Source organism: Frankia sp. ACN1ag (genome assembly GCF_001414035.1).
Taxonomy (GTDB): domain Bacteria; phylum Actinomycetota; class Actinomycetes; order Frankiales; family Frankiaceae; genus Frankia; species Frankia torreyi.
The window spans coordinates 51,173-69,007 of the sequence record NZ_LJPA01000031.1 but is presented as its reverse complement, the minus strand read 5'-3'; the positions used below and the strand labels follow the sequence as shown (position 1 = coordinate 69,007).

Below are 17,835 nucleotides of genomic sequence, written 5' to 3'. Positions count from 1 at the left end.
TGGCAGGGGGCGCACAGTGGCGAGACCGCCGAGCAGGTGGGCCGGGAGGGCCTGAACCTCCTGCTCGACCAGACCGCCATCGGTTTCCCGGACCGTCCCGGCACGGTGCACCGGGGCTGGGCGGACCGGTACCGCGCCGCCCTGCCCGCGGGTGTCGGGTCCGCGGGTGTCGGGTCCGCGGGTGTCGGGTCTGCGGGTGTCGGGCGGCGGGTGGCCGTGTGCCGGGCGGTCTTCCCCGCCGCGGACCGGGCCACCGCGCTGGCGCACCTGTCGGACGGGCTGTTCCCGGCCTTCGCCAACATCAAGGCCTCCGGCGCGTTCCCGGACGTCGGCGAGGACACGATCGACAACGTCCTGTCGACCCTGCACATCTTCTGCGGGCATCCGGACGAGGTGATCGAAGGGCTGGCGGCCGAGCCGGTGCTGGGCGTGGCGACGGATCTGCTGGTGCAGTTCGAACCCGGCCGGCCGTCGCTGGACGCCGCCCTGGAGGCGCTGCGGCTGATCGCGACGCAGGTGGCGCCCGCGCTGGGTTGGCGACCCCACCGCCCCGCCGCCGTGGCCCGGTGACGGGCTCGTCGGCCGGGGTCGTCGCCCCGCGCGAGCTCCATGCCCGGCTGCGGGCCCGCCAGGACCTCGTGGTGGTGGACGTGGGTACCCGCGACGAGTTCGCCGCGGGTCATCTCTCGGTCGCCACGCACGTTCCCCTCGACCACCTCGAACCTCGGCTGCCCCTGCTGGCGCCCCGGCCGACGGTGCCCGTGGTGGTCGTCGGAACGCGCGAGGAGACGGTCATGCGGGCCGTACCCCGGATGGCCGCGCTGGGATACACCGATGTCAGCGTGCTCGACGGCGGCCTCGCCGGCTGGCGGGCGGCGGGCGGCGAGCTGTTCACCGGATACAACACGGTCAGCCGGGCCCTGGGCGAGGTCGCGTTGCGCCGGCTCGGCACGCCGAGGGTCTCCGCGACCGAACTGCGCGCCGGCCTCGACGCGGGGGAGGACAGCGCGGGGGAGGACGTGGTCCTTCTCGACACCCGCACGGCCGAGGAGTTCGAGTACACGGCCATCCCGACCGCCCGCAACACGCCGGGGGTCGAGCTGGTACGCCGGGCGTACGCGGCGGTCCGGTCGCCACACACCCGGGTCGTGGTGACCTGCGCCGGCCGGACCCGTGGGATCATCGGCGCGCAGACCCTGATCGACGCCGGGTTCCCCAACCCGGTCGCCGTCCTGGACGGCGGCCTGGCCGCGTGGAGCCTCGCCGGCTACCCGTCGGTGGCCGGCTCGACCGCCCCGCTGCCCGTGCCCGAGCCGGCGCAGGAGGCCCGGGCGGGGGAGTCGGCGCGGGCGCTCGCCGCCCGCACCGGGGTGTTGGAGATCTCCGCCGCCGAGCTGAGCGGGTTCGTCGCGGCGGCGGCCGATCGGACGCTGTATCTGCTTGACGTCCGTACGCAGGCCGAGTTCGTCGCCGGTCACCTGCGGGGAAGCCGGTGGGCGCCGGGCGGCCAGCTCATCCAGGCGACGGACGAGTACGTGGCCAGCCGCGGTGCCCGAGTGGTCCTCGTCGATGACGGCTACGGCACGCGGGGATTCACGACCGGCGTGTGGCTGGCCAGGATGGGCCTGCCCGACGTTGCGGTGCATCTCCTCGACCTCGATCGCCGGTCCCCGGACCTGCCGCGTCCCGACGTCCGGCGTCCCGACCTGCCGCGTCCCGATGTCCGGTACTTCGACCTTCTGCGCCAGGATGTCGTCGGATCCGACGTACTCGTGTGCGGTCCCGAGACCGTCCCCCTGCCCGAGGTCCCGACGGTGAGCGCCCCGGCGTTGCGGGAGCTGCTCGACGGCGGCGCCGCGGTCGTCGTCGACGTCGAGCCGCCGTCGGCGGCCGGGTGGCTGCTCGCGCGGCCCTACATCCCGGGATCGTGGGTGACGACGCGCTCGGCGCTGGCGGCGTGGCCTGGCCTCCCCGCGGGCGAACCATTCCTCGTGGTCACCTCCGGCGACGGCACGCTGGCCCGCTGGGCGACCGCCGATCTGCGCGCCGCGGGCCGAGGGAGCGCCGCGGCGCTCGACGGCGGCACCCGGGCGTGGCGCGAGGCGGGCCTGCCGACCGCCACCGACTCGGCCCAGCAGCCCGCTGATCCAGGCAAGCCGCTCGTGCTCCCGCCGCCCCCCACCCGCCAGCAGCGCGCCCGCCTGCACGAGGACTACATCGTCTGGTGCGCCGCCCTGGAGGAGCAACTGCGTCGCGACGGCATCGTGTCGTTCCCGGTCGGCGTCGCGGCGGTCGACGCCGGGGCCCGCGCTCTCGGAAAGGAGGTGGCGCGATGACCGACGCACCGCGCCAGCTTCACCTCAATCTCGTGCTGCTCGCGGACGGCGCGCATGTCGCCGGCTGGCGGTACAACAACAGCCCCGACTCGTTCACCGACATCGACCACTTCGTCGAGCTGGCGCGGATCGCCGAGCGCGGCACGTTCGACGCGCTGTTCCGCGGCGACAACCACGGCGCCATCCACAGCGAGCACGGCCGGCGCAACTGGCACGCGCTCGAACCGGTCTCGCTGCTCGCCGCGATCAGCCAGCGCACCGAGCGCATCGGGCTGATCGGTACCCGTTCGGCGATCTTCGGCACGCCGTTCGAGGTCGCCCGCCAGTTCGCCTCCCTCGACCACATCACCGCCGGCCGGGCGGGCTGGAACATCGTCACGAGCTGGGCGCCCGAGACCGCCACGGCCTTCGGGGTGGGCGCGGAGCCCGCCGAGGAGGAGCGCTACCGGTGGGCGGGCGAGTTCGTCGAGGCGGTCCTGCGCCTGTGGGAGAGCCTCGAGCCGGACGCGGTGGTCGCCGACCTGGCGACCGGACGGTTCCTCGACGAGGCGAAGGTCCACGAGGTCGACGTCCGCGGCCGGTACTTCCCCGTGCGGGCCACCCTCGGCTCGCCCCGCACGCCCCAGGGCAGGCCCGTGCTGTTCCAGGCCGGCGCGTCCCCGCGGCACCGGCAGTACGCCGCGCGCTGGGCGGACGGGCTGTTCACGGTCCAGCGCACGCTCGTCGGCGCGCGCAGCTTCTACGCCGACGTGAAGGCGCTCGCCGCCGGCCACGGCCGGCGTCCCGAGGACGTGCTGGTGCTGCCCGGGCTCGAGGTCACTGTGGGCTCCACCGAACAGGAGGCCCGTGCCCGCCGGGACGGGCTCAACGAGTTGTACGGCATGGAGCACCTGGTGGAAAAGCTCGCCGAGCGGTTGTTCGTCCCGCCGGACCTGCTGAAGCCGGATGCCCCGCTGCCGTACGAGCAGGTCGAGTCGTTCACCCCGCCGTCGCGGGCCAGGCCGTTTCGCGACCAGGTCCTCGCGCACGCCCGCGTGCGGAACCTGACGGTGCGGGAACTGATCGCGGACAACCCCGGCGGCCACCTGTCGATCGTGGGCAGCCCGGAGCAGATCGCCGACCACCTTCAGACGTGGTTCGTCGAACGGGGCGCCGACGGCTTCAACATCTTCGTCGACACCGCGCCCGAGGGCCTGGAACTGTTCGTCGACCACGTTGTGCCGATCCTGCGTCGGCGCGGGATCTTCCGCCACGAGTATCCCGGCCGGACCCTGCGCGACATCCTCGGTGTCGGCGCGCCGGGCCCGGCTTAGTGGAAGGCCCGGCTTAGTGGAAGGCCGGCCTGGCGGAAGGCCCGGTCTAGAAGAAGGCGCCCGGGGGCGGCAGTGTTCCGTTCAGTTCATGGTCGCCGATCAGGCGCAGTTTGTAGGAACGAGGATTGTGCGAGGCGAGGGTGCGGATGTTGCGCCAGTGCCGGTCGAGCTGCGGTCCGCGGCGCACGCTGGTGGCGCTGCCGGCGTCGAACAGCAGCGACGCGGTGTCGGTGCCGATCCGGTCGACGATCGTCTTCGCCTTCGCCGCGGCGAACATCGCCCGTGTCCGGGCGTCGTCGGCGTGACCGTCGCCGTGGCCGAGCGCCTCGTGCGCGGCCGCGAGTGCGACGGCGGCGGTGGCCACGATCGATGTCGCGGCGAAGCTGTTCGCCGCGATCTCCCCGACTGTCTCCTGCACCGTCGGCTCGTGCCGGGGTTCCTCGACCAGGCCGTGGCGGAAGTTGCGGGAGCGCCGCGAGACGAGCTCGAGGACGTCGAGCCGCACGTTCTCGACGATGCCGGCGATGATGGTCGTCAGGTAGAGCTGGGAGAAGGTCGGGCTCAACGCCCGTCCCGGGTCGGTCGCGTCGCCGAACGAGAGGAGCTCGGTCGCGTGGACGCGGACATCGTGGAACTCCGTGGTGCCCGAACCGGTGAAACGCTGGCCCATGCCATCCCAGTCGTCGAGGTGCACGACACCCTCGCGGTGGGCGGGAACGATCGCGCTGACCAGCGCGTCGTCCTCGGCTACGGCGATCACCACGATCCGGTCCGCGTAGATGTTGCCGGTGCTGTAGTACTTGCTTCCCGCGAGCAGGTAGCCGTCCCCGTCCCGGACCAGCTTCGTCGAGGTGCCGATGACGCCCGCCCGAGGGGTGGACAACTCGCTTGCCGCCGACCCGAACAGCTCACCGGCGACGACCCGGTCGAGCCAGCTGTCGCGCGTCTTACCGGGCGGCTGGCGCAGGAGTGACTCCACAAAGCCGAAGTGGTTACGCAGTGCCTGGGCCAGGTTGGGGTCGGCCGTGCCGAGCCGGCGCACGACATCGAAGAAGGCGGCCAGGCCGAGCCCCCGCCCACCGGCGGCGACCGGCACCCGCAGCGTGCCAACTCCCCACCGGCGCAGCAGGTCCATCTCCGCGAAGGGCGGCCGGTCATGGGTCTCCCGCTCGGCCGCCCCGGTGGCAATCTCGGCCAGCAGGTTCTCGAGACCCGCAAGCGGCGCCCCGGCGGCCGGCGCCGCCGCGGTCGGTGCTGCTGGACCAGGACTCATCGCATGTCTCCCGTCTGCCCAGCGTAAATCCTACTATGCCGATCGGTTTTAGCGATTATCGCCGAAGTGGCGTCGAACTCCTAGAATGTCGACGACGGGCCGCAGGTGCGTCGCATGATCCCGACCCGATGCAGGCGGCATGAAGATTTCGGCGCGAACCGACTACGCGCTGCGAGCGGTCATCGAGCTCGCGGCCGCCCACCCACAACGTCGCTCGGCGCCGGAGATCGCCGAGCAACAGCAGATCCCCCGCCAGTTCCTCGACAGCGTGCTCGGCGACCTGCGCCGAGCCGGCCTCGTGGCGAGCCAGCGCGGGGTCGGGGGCGGGTTCTGGCTGTGCCGGCCCGGGGATGAGATCACCCTGGCCGATGTCATCCAGGCGGCGGACGGGCCGGTGACCACCGTGCGCGGCGAGCTTCCGCAGGATCTCGCCTACGAGGGGACGGCGGTGCCCCTGCAGAAGGTCTGGATCGCCATGCGCGCCGGCCTCACCAGACTGCTGGAGTCGGTGACGGTCGCTGACGTTGCCCGGGACCAGCTTCCCGCCGAGGTGATCGACACCGCCGCGAGCCGGTCGGCCTGGCGGTAGCGCCCCGAAGCCGAGGCCGAAGCCGAAGCCGAGGCCGTCCCCGGGCCTAGCTGTCGAGATATTCGAGAATGTCGGAGACGTCGGGCTGCGGATGGCTTTCGCCGGCGGTCACGTGGACTTCCAGGACGTTTCCCGGCGGCGGGGCGGGAGCCGGGATGCGGTCGTTGAACGCGGCCAGCGGCAGCACGGCGCGGTTGAAGTCGAGCACCGTCGTGTTGTCGTCGTCGGGCGCGGGAATCCGCAGAAAGCGGAACGGGAAACGGTTCCGTCGCGACAGGTCGACGAACACGGCGTGTAGCTCGCCCTGCAGCAGCGGACTCACCGCGAGCCCCGTCGTGCCGCCGTCCGGCAGGCTGAACTCGACCCGGCCGACCAGGGTGAGCGTCATCGTGCCGGACTTGGTGCTGGGCACCTCGACCGGGACGCTGGAACCATCGGGCCAGGGCTGGAAGACGGCGGGAACCACCCAGTCCGGATGCGGCTCGAAGACCTCCATCGCACCGTGCGAGACCCGGATCGCGCCCTCCTCGACCTGGCTGAGGCCCAGGCCGTACGTGCCCTCCTGGCCGAGCAGCGTCTTCTGCTGGTCGGTGAGACCGGCATAGGAACCCAGGCCGCGCAGCGGGGTGTCGAGAACCACCCGACGCAGCGCGCCCGGCGCCGACCGGCTGCCGGTCCCGGTCAGCGCGCCGAGCGGGTTGGCCCACGCATCGAGCGGGTTGACCCACGAAAGACCGGCGACATCGGACGAGGTGGCCGAACGGTACGCCCGACCGCGACACAGGCTGGAAAGCGGGCCAAACGGGGCGGTGAGTGCCTCCACTCGCCGGGCATGCCAGCGTTCCCACTCTTCGGTGAATCCCATGACCGGTCTCGCCCTCGTCGCATCGGTACAGTTCAGCCTATGTGAGGTGGCTGGCAGCCGGGGCACCAGAACAGGTTGCGGCCGGCCAGGCGGGTGGTCAGCACCGTGGTGGCGCAGATCAGGCAGGGCTGGCCGGCGCGGCGGTAGACGTAGACCTCGCCGCCGTGGTCGTCGACCCGAGGGGGGCGGCCCATCGCCTCGGGGGTGTGCTCGGGGCGCACGGTGTCGATCCGGCCCGTCCGCACCCCGTCGGCCATCAGCGTGACCAGGTCGGCCCAGATGGCCGTCCACTGCCGCCGGGCCAGGTCCCGTCCGGGCAGCAGTGGGTCGAGGCCGGCCCGGAACAGCACCTCGGCCCGGTAGATGTTGCCCGGGCCGGCCACGACCGTCTGGTCGAGCAGGAGGATGGCGATCGGGGTGCGGCTGCGTTCGATCCGTCGCCAGGCCAGGTCCGGGTCGGCGTCGCCGCGCAGCGGATCGGGGCCGAGCCGGTCGCGCAGCGTCTTCACCCCGCCGGGTTCCAGCAGCTCGCAGGCGTTGGGACCGCGCAGGTCGGCGTATCCGGCGTCCGCGGTGAGCCGCAGCCGGACGGCACCGGTCGGCACGGGAGCGGGCAGGGGGCCGAAGGCGTAGGTGCCGTAGATGCCGAGGTGCACATGCAGGATCTGGTCGTGGTCGAACCGCAGGAGCAGATGCTTGCCGTGTGCCTCGGCGTCGGTGAGCAGCCGGCCGTCCAGCCGGCGCGCTCCCTCGGCGAAACGGCCCTGGGGGCTTGCCACGGCCACCGGCCGGCCGGCGAACATCCGCTGGTGAACCGCGGCCAACCTGTGCACAGTGTGACCTTCGGGCATAGTCGGGCGATCGTACTGCCGCGGAGGGGGTACCCCATACTCCGACGAGCGGCCCGGCGGACCCTCGGGTGGCCGCCCGCCGTGAACCGGATGCCGGTTGCGAGGGGACCATGCGAGCACCTAGTCGGGTACGGGCTGACGCGTTGGCCGAGGCGTGCGTGGCCGCGGGGGACCTGCCGCTGCCGGGGGGCGGCCGGACGCTCGAACGCTGGACGGCGCTGGCGGCGCTCGCGGCGGACGATCTGGTGCTCGCGCGGCTCGCCGAGGCGCACGCCGACGCGGTGGCCATCGTCGCCGAGCTCGCGGGAGAACCGCTGCCGCCGGGGTCCCGCTGGGGGGTCTGGGCGGCGGAGGATCCCACCGGTGTACTGACCGCCGTCCCGCTCGAGGAGCAGGGGACGGGCTGGCTGCTCGACGGGGCCAAGGTCTGGTGTTCGGGCGCGACCCTGCTGACCCACGCCCTGGTCACTGCCCGCCACGGACAGTCTCGCCAGCTCCTCGCGGTCGCGCTGAACGCCCCGGGGATCACCGTCGCCGCCGACGACTGGGCCGCCCCCGGCATGAAGGCGGCCGACACCCGGCGGGTCCGCTTCGACCGGGTTCCCGCCCGCGCCGTCGGCGGGCCGGACGAATACCTGCGCCGTCCCGGGTTCTGGATCGGCGGGATCGGCGTCGCGGCCTGCTGGTACGGGGGTGCTGCCGCCGTGGCCGCGCCGTTGCGGGAGCGGGTCGGCGGCCGCGGGGACGACCCGCACGCGGCGGCCCATCTCGGCGCCGTCGACGTCGCGCTCGGTGGCGCCCGCGATGTGCTGCGGGCGGCGGCGGTCGCGGTCGACGGCCGTCCCGACGCGGATCACGCGCGTCTCGCCCGGCGGGCACGGGCGACGGTGGCGGGGGCGGCGGCCGAGGTGATCCGCCGGGTCGATCGGGCGCTCGGGCCGGGGCCGCGCGCCCGCGACCGCCGGCATGCCGCTCGCGTCGCCGACCTGGAGGTCTACCTCCTTCAGGAGCACGCCGAACGGGACCTGGCCGATCTCGGCGCCGCCGTCGTTGCCGCGGCCGAGCCCGGCTGGTCGCTGTGACTCGCGAGCGGCGTCCCCGCTGCCGTCCCCGCTGCCGTCCCCGCTGCCGTCCCCGCTGCCGTCCCCGCTGCCGTCCCTGCTGTCGTCCTTGCTGTCGTTGCCGACCGGAACCCGGGTACACAGCGGGAAGCCGGGCCGCGAGGGTTCACGGAGGGTTCGATGACGCTGCCGCCGCAGTACTTCGACGAGATGTACGCGGGCGACGGCGACCCGTGGGGCTTCGCCGACCGCTGGTACGAGCGGCGGAAGCGGGCGCTCACCGTCGCCCTGCTCCCCGACGACCGCTATGCGACCGGCTATGAGCCGGGCTGCTCAATCGGCCTGCTGACCCGCGATCTCGCCGGCCGCTGCGGGCGGCTGCTGGCGACCGATGTGGCGCCCGCCGCGGTGTCGGCCGCCACCCGCCAGACCGCCGACCTGCCGAACGTGCGCGTCGAGGTGGCGCGGCTGCCGGGGGACTGGCCCACGCGGACCTTCGAGCTCGTGGTGCTCTCCGAGGTGGGTTACTACTTCGACCGGGCCGACGCCCGCCTCGTTGCCGCCCGTGCCACCGCCTCGGCGGGCACGCTCGTCGCCGTCCACTGGCGGCATCCCGTCGAGGACTACCCGTGCGGGGGCGACGAGGTGCATGCGCTGCTCGGGGAGGCCGCCGCCGGTGCGGGACTGACGCGCCTCGTGCACCATCTCGAAGACGATCTGGTGGCGGACGTCTGGGCGCGCGACGCCCGCTCGGTCGCCGCGCGGACGGGCCTGCGGTGAAGCGGGTCAGCCTGCTGTGAACCGAATCAGCAGGGTTGGCGTCGTGGTCCCGGCCCATGACGAGCAGGATCTGATCGGGGCCTGCCTGGACGCGTTGGGCGAGGCGGTCCACCATCCGGGTCTGCGTGGCGTCGACGTCGCGGTGCTGGTCGTGCTCGACGACTGCGGCGACGAGTCCGCCCGGCACTGCCGGACGCGCGCCGTGCCGACCCTCGCCGTGCGCGAGCGGAACGTGGGCAGGGCCCGGTCGCGCGGGTTCGCGCACCTGATCTCCCGGGTGGCGGCGGGCATGCCGGCAATCCATCCACGCGCGGTGTGGCTCGCGACCACCGACGCGGACAGCCAGGTCTCCCCCGACTGGATCACGACTCAGGTGGAGTTCGCGCGCGACGGCGCGGATGCGGTGTTCGGCGTGGTCGACATCGACGACTGGGACGGCTTTCCCGCCCCCGCTCAGCGACGTTTCCTGCGGCATTACCGTGGGATGGAACCTGCAGACTCGAGTCGGCACCGGCATGCGCACGGCGCCAACCTGGGCATCCGCCTGGATGCCTACAACCGGGTCGGCGGCATCCCCCCGCTTTCCGTCGGCGAGGACAACGCCCTGGCCGCGAACCTGCACCGCCATCTCGACCTGCGCGTCCTGCATACGACCGCGGTGCGGGTCACCACCAGCGCGCGCCGCGACTCCCGTGTCGACGGCGGATTCGCCCACGTCCTGAGCGGCTTCGAGCAGCCGGGGGACCCGCGCCGGCAGGTTTCCGCCCGCCCGCGGTCCTAGCACTCGCGGTCCTAGCACTCGCGGTCCCAGCACTCGCGGTCCCAGCACTACGGTCCCAGGATTCCCAGCTCGGGAGCGGTCCTAGGATTCTCGGCTCGGGAGGAGACGAGGCTCGAGGCCGAGGCGGTGGACGATCGCGCGATCCTCGTCGGCGATCATCTGCCGGGTGATCTTGGCGTTGTGGATGAGCCGCGAGCCGTGGAAGGTGCCCGGGTAGAGGTGCAGCTCGGTGGGCACCCCGGCCTGGACGAGCCGTTGCGCGTAGGCGAGGCCCTCGTCGCGCAGCGGGTCGAACTCGCAGACCGAGACGAACGCGGGCGGCAGGCCCGACAGGTCCGCCGCGCGCGCCGGCGCCGCGTAGGGCGGCACGACCGCGTCGGGGGCGCCGGCGCGGTCGGCGAGGTAGTAGCGCCAGGTGAGCGCGACCTTTCCGCTGTCCCACATCGGGGTGTCCGTGAGCGTGCGCATCGACACGGTGTCGAGACGGTCGTCGAGTTTGGGAGCGGTGAGAAACTGGAAGCAGAGGGCGGGGCCCCCGCGATCGCGGCTGAGCAGGGTCAGCGCGGCGGCGAGGCACGCACCCGCGCTGCCGCCGGCGACGGCGATGCGCGCCGGATCCACGCCCAGGCTCGGCCGGGCCTCGCGGGCCAGCCAGGTGAGCGCGGCGTAACAGTCGTCGACCGCGGCCGGGTAGGGATGCTCGGGCGCGAGCCGGTAGTCGACGCTGACCACCACACAACCCAGCTCCGCGAACCGGAGTGCCTCGGAGTGCGCCATGTCGAGATCGCCGAGAATGAAACCGCCGCCGTGCAGGAAGAGCACCGCCGGACAGTCGGCCGGCGCCGCGACGGGACGGTAGATCCGCACCCGGACGTCCGGCGCCCCCGCCGGTCCCGGGATCGTCCGCTCGCTGATCGAGACCATACCGCCGGAATCGGGCTGCGGCGCTGCCGCGGTGAGCTCCCGTATCAGCGCGCGGGCCTGTGCGACGTCGGCGATCGGCACGTCGACCAGAAGCGCAATCCACGGCGCGATTTCCGGGTCGATGGCGTAGCGCACCGGCGATCCTCCCGTCCGTGAGCTGGCACCCGGGGGCTGGGGCCTCGGGTCATCGTTGAGCGCGGGCTTGTTTCGTGTCCAGCGGCGATCGCTCGCCCGCGCGCCTTGCCGGCGCCCGCGCGCCTGCCCACGGTCGTAGTCTCCTGGCATGGAGGGGCTGATCCTGCGGCTGGCGGACCTGGATGAGGGCGCGCTGGGCGCGGTGCGGATCATCGCCTTCTTCGACGGCTTCGTCGAGCACCGGGCCAGCCTGGAGGCCGTGCTGTCGGCCACCGCCCAGTTCGCCGGGTGCGAGGTCGGCCTCGCCGGTGGTTCGGTGCCGCCGTTGGCGGTGCGGGCTGGTGGGGGAGTCCCGTCCGCCGGCGACCCGCCCGACGGTGTGGCCCGGGCGCCGGTTGGCGATGACCGGTGGGTGTGGCTCGCGCGGCCGGGACAGCCGCTCGCGCAGGATCGGATGCTCCTGGACCGGCTGGCGCACGCGGTTCGGGCGCTGTCCCCTCGGCCGCGGCTCGACCATCCCGGGACCGGAGATCCGGCGCTGCTGGAACTGGTGCTCGGCGCGGGCGCTGATGATGCCGGCCGGGCGCGTGCCCTGCGGCTGCTCGGCATCGAGCCGACCTGCCCGGTCACGGTCTACGCCGTCCGCTCGCCCGATCCCGCGGCCGGCGCCGAGTTCCTGGCCGGGCTGCATCCATGGGTGCGCGCCGTGCGGATCGGCGACGTGCGCGCGGTGGTCGGTCGGGAGGCACCCGCCGACGAGCCGACGATCCCGACCGGCGTGCAGGTGGGCCGGTCCGCGCCGGTGCCGGCTTCGGCGGCGCAGCGGGCGTGGCGCGGCGCCCGCACGGCGTTGCGGTTCACCGGCTCGGGGCTGCCGGCCGGGCTGACCACGCTCGCCGGGGGGTCGGCGCTGGTCACCGAGGAGAGCCTCGGCGTCTGGCGGGCCATCGCCGAGCAGGTGCCCGGGGAACGGCTCGCCGCCTCGCCGGACGTGGCGGCGCTGCGGCGGCTCGGCGCCGAGCCGCAGGGCCCGCAGACGCTGGCCATGCTCGTCGCCGTCGGCGCCACCGCCTCGCTGCGGCAGGCCGCGGCCGTGCTGTACGTGCACCACAGCACCCTGATCGCGCGCCTGACCAAGGCCGAGCGCGTCCTGGGTTTCTCCATCGACACCCCGGCGGGCCGGACCCGGCTGACGGCCGCACTGATCATCCGGGCCCTCTGCGCCGATCTCGACGACCTTCCGACCTGAGCCGACCGGACCGGGCCCGACCGGACGGGGCCCGACCGGACGGGGCCCGACCGGACTGGACTGGGCCCGACCGGACCCCCTTCGGCTTACAGGTCCCCGCTCGCGCGGACTACACCTACTCGACCGGCGAGAGCACTCGCTCCGGGCAGGCCGCGGCACCGAGCCGGGCAGCCTCCTCCAGGCCAGGTGGCACGTCCAGCTGTGCCACCGCGCCGATGAAACCCTCGTCGTCGAGCGCATAGACCTCCGGGGCCTTCGCATGACATTGCGCGTGGCCCTGGCAGAACTCGTTGCTGACCGACACCTTCATCTGAGTCCCTCTCAGCTCGATGGTCATCACGCAGTGCGCGATGAGAAAGCCGGACGTGGTGCTGGGAAGCTGTATCCGACCGCGCAGCTCATCCCGGTGCGACCGCCTACCAGATCCGGAACGGGTTCGAGATCCTGCGGCGTTCCAGGCGTCGCGTAAGGCGCCACGGGACCGCGGCCGCTGGCTCAGTCACGGTAGGCAGGCATACCCACGCCTTCGCGCGGCCCGGGAGTGAAGCGAACCGGAAGGTGCTTTACCGCGTAGACGTCGCCCGCGTCCGCAAGGCGCTCGATGGGAGCCGCGACATGCACGTCCGGCAGCCGACGCAACAGTTCGGTAATCATCACGCGGAACATGGCCCGCGCGAAGTTCGATCCCAGGCAGCGGTGGACACCCAGCGCGAAGGCCATGTGNCGATTCGTGCCGCGATCAAGATCGATTTCGTGCGGGCATTCGAAGGCGCTGGGATCGCGGTTGGCCGCCGCGAACATCAACATGACCCGGTCGCCCTTCTTGAGCTGGCGGCCGTGGAACTCCGCGTCCCGGGTGACGACTCGGGTGAGGCCCTGCACCGGGGTGTCATGGCGCAGGAACTCCTCCGTCGCGCTCTCCAGGACGGCCGGGTCCTCGAGGAGCCGGCGGCGCAGTGCAGGATCGGCGTCGATGCGCAGGAAGGCATTGCCGGTGAGGCCTGCCGTGGTGTCCATGCCGCCGAGCAGGAGCAGCACGACGATGCCGGCAAGCTCCTCGTCGGAAAGCTTCGCCCCGTCGATCTCCGCCTCCATGAGATCGCTGAGCACGCCCTTGCCCCGGTGGAGCCGGCGCTGGGCGATCTCCTGGGCGATCGTGCCGTAGATGTTGGCCGCGGACTGGGCGGACCGCTCCGGGGCATAGGCACGGTCATGGATGAGAGAGTGCAGCCAGTCGATCCAGTCCGGCCAGCGGCTCTCGTCGAAGTCGAGGAGCTGCAGCGTCCACCGGGCCGGAAGCGGGGTGAAGAGCTGCTCGGCGAGGTCGGCTTCGCCGCTCTCGATGAAGGCGTCGATCAACTCGGTGGCCGTGCGCCGCAGGGCCGGCTCCCGTTGTTCCGCCTCCTTGGGCGAGAGGTAGGGAAGCAGTAACTTCCGGTACTTCTGCAGCATTGGCGGGTCGATGTCGATCGGAATGAAAGACGTCTCGATCGGCAGGGCCGGAATAGCTTTGCTCATATGGTTGCTGAAGAGATCCGAGTCTCGACAGGCGTCGAACACGGCCGCATACGAGGTGACGAGCCAGTAGCCGCCCCAGGCCGATGACTTGGCCACGGGGCAACGGTTCTGGAGATCCGTCATAATCTCGTAGTTGTGTTCCCGGAATCTTGCGCTGTGATGGTCCAGGTCGGTGTCGCTAAATCCTGCTTCGTCTACGGTGGTCACGGGTCGGCCTCTCGTTTCGTGATTATGATATGACGGCCGGGCCGATCTACCGCATTTCCGGCGCTGTTTCAGCGTGTCGGTGATCGGTAGTAACGGCAAGCCTGTCGGCCTGTTCCGCCAGCCTGCGGTGGGACGCAGTCAAGCGTGATGAGCGCAGTGGGAATGACGGGAAAGTCGCCGGCGTTCCGGATAGCTGCCGCCGCAGTCACCGAGCGCCGTCCGATGTTCAGTGGCACCGACTTATCCCTAGAGTGCGTACACGAGAACGTTGCGTCCCGCCGCGCCGGCTCTCGACCCGGCTCGGGAAACGGCTGCCGGGTTTCTTGGGGGGATGGCGAGGTCGGTGAAACACTTCTGGTCGGGCACCTCGTCGCGCGCGACAAAGGCGATGTGCGGCGACCATGTCTACAGAACGGTTCGCGCTGACGGCCGCGACCAGATCATCGTCGGGAGCGGACCGGCTGGCGGCGCGGCCGGCGGGCCGGCTCGGGAGCCGTCGGGTATCGGCTGCGGGCGCCTGTTCTCGACGCGACCGGACGGTGCCCTCTGGGGCAAGGCGGACGATCGTCAGGGTGGGCGTTCTCCGTCGTGATGCAACGCCACCGTGCCTGTGTGTCACTGGTTACCCAGCGCGACCGCGGCCTGGCCGCCGGGGAGGCCTGGATCGGGGCGACGCGCGGCCCTGATCTGGTCAGACGACGGGGGGCTCCACCCTTTCTCCTGGACTGGGGCACGCCGACCACTGCCCGGCATGCCGCGCCCGCATCCGCACGGCGGCCCGACGACTCGGTGGTGGCTGTGCTCGACGATGCGAGACTGTGGTCTGCGACACGCTGGTAGGCTAGCCTTATTGAGTCAATAGAGTCAATAAAGTTCTATTCGATCTTCCTTGAAAGGATTGAGTATCCGATCGATCGCATTGAGTGACTTCGGGAACCCTGGTAGGCATCGGCGGCTCCTCGACGGCCCCGGCGCACAACATCTTGATCCTGGGAGTCCTCCCACCATCGGCCATTAGGGGCCACCAGGGGCACGCTCGTGTGGACGAGGCCGGGAGCGGGTCGTCCCGCCGTCACGCTGGAGGCGCGCTGTCGGACTGGACGAACGCAGTCGGACTGGAGGCACGCCGTCAGGCTGGAGGCACGCCGTCGGACTGGACGAACGCAGTCGGACTGGAGGCACGCCGTCAGACTGGACGAACGCAGTCGGACTGGAGGCACGCAGTGGGGAACAGGTTCGAGACGCCCGCGAAGATCCTCGATGCAGCGTTGGGGTGCATAGCGGCTCGCGGCCCGGCCAAGATGTCCCTGCGCGATGTTTCCGCGGCTGCGGAGGTCTCCCGTGGCACGCTCTACCGGTACTTCAAGACCAAGGGTGAGCTGCTCACCGCCATCAGCGACCACGTCCGGCGGGGGGTCGGCGCCGCGCTCGACGAAGCGGTCGCCGGGCAGCCGGTCGCCTCCGGTCGCCTCCGCGCGATCGCCGACGCCATCATGCACTACGGAGACGACCATCCCGAGGTTTCCCGAGTCATCGAAGCGGAGCCCGCCTTCGCGCTGGAGTTCATCCGCGGCATCTTCCCGACCTTCGTGGCCCAGGTGACGGAACTCCTCGAGCCCGTGTTCGACGATCTTGGCATCGTCCAGGAAGGCACGGTGAGACGGGAGGTCCTGGCGGAGCTTCTGCTGCGAGCCACGAGCTCGCTGTATCTGATCCCGTCCCCCAACCCCGACGAGATGACCGACGCGGTCGTGACCCTGTGGGCTTCTGTCGCCGCGCCCGCGAAGGTCGGCGATCCCGGCCCGGAAGACGACGCCTGACCTGACTCGGAGGTTCTCCATCCAGGGAATGTCTCGGCGGCTCGGAGAGGGGTGATGTCACCAGACGGATACTCCAGGGCGCAGTCTCGGTCGGACGAGGCTGCGAGCACCGAAATCCTTCACCGCCGGGGTTCGGCAGTTCCTGCGTGCCTGCCTTCCAACTCCCGGGCCCGGCCGGTGGACCCGGCCAGCAGACGACGTCCCGCCTTGGCCGGAAGTGGCGACTGTTCAAATAGCCGTCCCGCCGATCCCGCGGTGACCAAAGCGGGATTGCGGTTCGGCATGCCCGAAATATCCGCCGGGGGCGATCGATCGCTCCGGCGCGCGACGGACTTTCGTACAAAGAGGCCGATCGTCCTCGTGTGCGAATCCGGGCCTACACGTAGACATAGTGTCAGATGCGCTGTAACTTTCCTCGACGCACCCGCCCCGTCAGGACGGGTCTTCGATGGCGAGGGAGTCTGATCGGCGATGACGACGGTGTCTGAGGCGGTGTCCGTGCAGGGCGAGCTTCGCTTTCTGATCGACGGGAAACTCGGCGAGTCGGTGGCGGGCGGCCGCTACGACAACATCAACCCGGCCACCGAGGAGGTCCTCGGTCAGACGACCGACGCCACGGCGGCGGACATGGACCGGGCCATCGCGGCGGCGCGCCGCGCGTTCGACGAGTCGTCGTGGTCGACGGACCGGGAGCTGCGCAAGCGGTGCCTGGCCCAGTTGCAGGCCGCGCTGGAGGACGAGAAGGAGGCGCTGCGCGCGGAGCTCATCGCCGAGGCGGGCGCCCCGGTCGCGGTGACGCACTTCGCGCAGCTCGACTGGCCGCTGGCGGACGGCCTGCGCGGGCCGCTGGAGCTGATCGACACCTTCCCGTGGGAGCGCACGCTGCCCGACACGAACCTGTTCGGACCCAGCCACCGCGCGGTCTGGAAGGAGCCGGTGGGGGTGGTCGCGGCGATCGTGCCGTGGAACTACCCGTTCGAGGTGACGATCAACAAGCTCGGCCCGATCCTGGCGACCGGCAACACGGTGGTGCTCAAGCCCGCGCCGGACACGCCCTGGAACGCCACCCGGATCGGCCGCCTCGTCGCGGAGCGGACGGACATCCCGGCGGGCGTCGTGAACGTGGTCCCGACCTCGGACAACGCGGTGGCCGAGCTGCTGGTGACCGATCCCCGGGTGGACATGGTGTCGTTCACCGGGTCGACCGGGGTCGGCCGGCGCATCGTCGAACTGTCCGCCGGGACGATGAAGCGGACGCTGTTGGAGCTCGGCGGCAAGTCCGCGATGATCGTGCTCGACGACGCCGACCTCCCCTCGGTGCTGCCCGGGGCCGGGCTCGGGGCGTGCCTGCACGCCGGGCAGGGCTGCGCGATGACGACGCGGATCCTGCTGCCCCGCTCCGTCTACGACCAGGGCCTCGAGATCCTCACCGAGGTGTTCCGCCAGCTTCCCTACGGCGACCCCAACGACCCGGCGAACCTCTCCGGCCCGCAGATCAACGCCCGCCAGCGCGACCGGGTGCTGGACTACATCGAGATCGGCAAGGCCGAGGGCGCGCGGGTCGTCGCCGGCGGCGGCCGTCCGGCGCACCTGCCGACCGGCTACTACGTCGAGCCGACGCTGCTCGCGGACGTGGACAACGGCATGCGGGTGGCTCGCGAGGAGATCTTCGGCCCGGTGGCCGCCGTGATCCCCTTCGACGACGAGGTGGACGCCGTGCGGATCGCCAACGACAGCCCGTACGGCCTGTCCGGCGGAGTGTTCTCCGCCTCGCTTGACCGCGGCCTGGCCGTCGCCCGCCGGATCCGCACGGGAAGCATCAACGTCAACGGGGGCAACTTCTACGGCTCGAACGGCCCCTACGGCGGCTACAAGCTGTCGGGCAACGGCCGCCAGGGCGGCATCGAGGGCTTCGAGCAGCACCTGGAGAGCAAGTCCGTCGGCTACGCCGGCTGAGCTGCCCACATCCGGGCTGCTGATCCTCCGGGCCGCCGGCTGTACGGGCCGCAGTTCGTCTGGGCCGCCCACACCCGGGCCGCTGTTCGCCGGTCCGGCGATTGCCCGGACCGCTCATGCCCGGACCGCTCATGCCCGGACCACCGTTATCCGGACAGCCCACCACCTGATCGCACG

At 71.9% G+C, this 17,835-nt stretch carries 15 protein-coding genes and 2 pseudogenes; 10 read left to right on the top strand and 7 right to left on the bottom strand.

Annotation, left to right across the window (positions count from 1 at the left end; genetic code table 11):
* The 3 genes and pseudogenes from UK82_RS39815 to UK82_RS23760 form a co-directional block, all read left to right on the top strand.
* A pseudogene (locus UK82_RS39815) lies at positions 1-570 on the top strand (LLM class flavin-dependent oxidoreductase); the annotation flags it as partial.
* Entirely contained in the window at positions 567-2,336 is a 1,770-nt protein-coding gene (locus UK82_RS23765) for a rhodanese-like domain-containing protein (protein WP_161849162.1), read from the top strand. The pseudogene UK82_RS39815 and the gene UK82_RS23765, both read left to right, overlap by 4 nt.
* Positions 2,333-3,649: an NtaA/DmoA family FMN-dependent monooxygenase gene (locus UK82_RS23760; RefSeq protein ID WP_044887209.1), complete on the top strand. Its 1,317-nt coding sequence runs from the start codon at positions 2,333-2,335 to the stop codon at positions 3,647-3,649. Before UK82_RS23765 ends, UK82_RS23760 begins: the two co-directional genes overlap by 4 nt.
* Before the next feature lie 46 nt (positions 3,650-3,695).
* On the opposite strand, the gene UK82_RS23755 is transcribed toward UK82_RS23760, so the two are convergent.
* A complete protein-coding gene (locus tag UK82_RS23755) occupies positions 3,696-4,922 on the bottom strand; it encodes an acyl-CoA dehydrogenase family protein (RefSeq protein ID WP_044887208.1) in 1,227 nt (408 codons plus the stop codon).
* 139 nt (positions 4,923-5,061) lie between these two features.
* Here UK82_RS23755 and UK82_RS23750 point away from each other — a divergent pair, with 139 nt between their 5' ends.
* Positions 5,062-5,511: an Rrf2 family transcriptional regulator gene (locus tag UK82_RS23750; protein WP_044887207.1), complete on the top strand. Its 450-nt coding sequence runs from the start codon at positions 5,062-5,064 to the stop codon at positions 5,509-5,511.
* A 46-nt stretch (positions 5,512-5,557) separates the two neighbouring features.
* Here UK82_RS23750 and UK82_RS23745 read toward each other — a convergent pair whose 3' ends face one another.
* Together UK82_RS23745 and UK82_RS23740 are read right to left on the bottom strand one after the other, a co-directional pair.
* The gene (locus UK82_RS23745; protein ID WP_044887206.1) at positions 5,558-6,376 is read right to left on the bottom strand and encodes a DUF1684 domain-containing protein; all 819 of its coding nucleotides are present in this window, start codon (positions 6,374-6,376) and stop codon (positions 5,558-5,560) included.
* Positions 6,377-6,408: 32 nt separating this feature from the next.
* Positions 6,409-7,227 carry an Fpg/Nei family DNA glycosylase gene (locus UK82_RS23740; protein ID WP_044887205.1) on the bottom strand — a complete coding sequence of 273 codons (819 nt, stop codon included), beginning with the start codon at positions 7,225-7,227 and terminating at the stop codon, positions 6,409-6,411.
* Positions 7,228-7,337: 110 nt separating this feature from the next.
* Here UK82_RS23740 and UK82_RS23735 point away from each other — a divergent pair, with 110 nt between their 5' ends.
* The 3 genes from UK82_RS23735 to UK82_RS23725 all read left to right on the top strand — a co-directional run bounded on the left by UK82_RS23735 (position 7,338) and on the right by UK82_RS23725 (position 9,849).
* Positions 7,338-8,309, top strand: a complete 972-nt coding sequence (locus UK82_RS23735; protein WP_044887227.1) for an acyl-CoA dehydrogenase family protein — start codon at positions 7,338-7,340, stop codon at positions 8,307-8,309.
* A 159-nt stretch (positions 8,310-8,468) separates the two neighbouring features.
* Positions 8,469-9,068 (top strand): class I SAM-dependent methyltransferase, encoded by a 600-nt coding sequence (locus UK82_RS23730; protein WP_055409419.1) that lies wholly within the window; start codon positions 8,469-8,471, stop codon positions 9,066-9,068.
* Positions 9,069-9,111: 43 nt separating this feature from the next.
* On the top strand, positions 9,112-9,849 hold the full coding sequence (locus tag UK82_RS23725; protein ID WP_052681352.1) for a glycosyltransferase family 2 protein: 738 nt from the start codon (positions 9,112-9,114) through the stop codon (positions 9,847-9,849).
* An 81-nt stretch (positions 9,850-9,930) separates the two neighbouring features.
* Here UK82_RS23725 and UK82_RS23720 read toward each other — a convergent pair whose 3' ends face one another.
* Positions 9,931-10,908, bottom strand: coding sequence for an alpha/beta hydrolase (locus UK82_RS23720; protein WP_044887203.1), 978 nt, complete (start codon positions 10,906-10,908; stop codon positions 9,931-9,933).
* A 148-nt stretch (positions 10,909-11,056) separates the two neighbouring features.
* Here UK82_RS23720 and UK82_RS23715 point away from each other — a divergent pair, with 148 nt between their 5' ends.
* On the top strand, positions 11,057-12,157 hold the full coding sequence (locus tag UK82_RS23715; protein WP_044887202.1) for a helix-turn-helix domain-containing protein: 1,101 nt from the start codon (positions 11,057-11,059) through the stop codon (positions 12,155-12,157).
* A 115-nt stretch (positions 12,158-12,272) separates the two neighbouring features.
* Here the strand turns inward: UK82_RS23715 and UK82_RS23710 are convergent, their stop codons facing one another.
* The 3 genes and pseudogenes from UK82_RS23710 to UK82_RS41680 form a co-directional block, all read right to left on the bottom strand.
* Positions 12,273-12,494: a ferredoxin gene (locus UK82_RS23710; protein WP_236706357.1), complete on the bottom strand. Its 222-nt coding sequence runs from the start codon at positions 12,492-12,494 to the stop codon at positions 12,273-12,275.
* A 158-nt stretch (positions 12,495-12,652) separates the two neighbouring features.
* A pseudogene (locus UK82_RS39810) lies at positions 12,653-12,880 on the bottom strand (cytochrome P450); the annotation flags it as partial.
* 1 nt (position 12,881) lies between these two features.
* Positions 12,882-13,609, bottom strand: a 728-nt coding sequence (locus UK82_RS41680; RefSeq protein WP_255354348.1) for a cytochrome P450, incomplete at its 3' end; no start/stop codon positions are given.
* 1,496 nt (positions 13,610-15,105) lie between these two features.
* On the opposite strand from UK82_RS41680, the gene UK82_RS23700 reads away from it, so the two are divergent.
* Together UK82_RS23700 and UK82_RS23695 are read left to right on the top strand one after the other, a co-directional pair.
* Positions 15,106-15,702 carry a TetR/AcrR family transcriptional regulator gene (locus UK82_RS23700; protein WP_055409414.1) on the top strand — a complete coding sequence of 199 codons (597 nt, stop codon included), beginning with the start codon at positions 15,106-15,108 and terminating at the stop codon, positions 15,700-15,702.
* A gap of 471 nt (positions 15,703-16,173) precedes the next feature.
* Positions 16,174-17,658, top strand: a complete 1,485-nt coding sequence (locus UK82_RS23695) for an aldehyde dehydrogenase family protein (protein WP_044887198.1) — start codon at positions 16,174-16,176, stop codon at positions 17,656-17,658.
* The last annotated feature ends 177 nt before the right edge of the window (positions 17,659-17,835 follow it).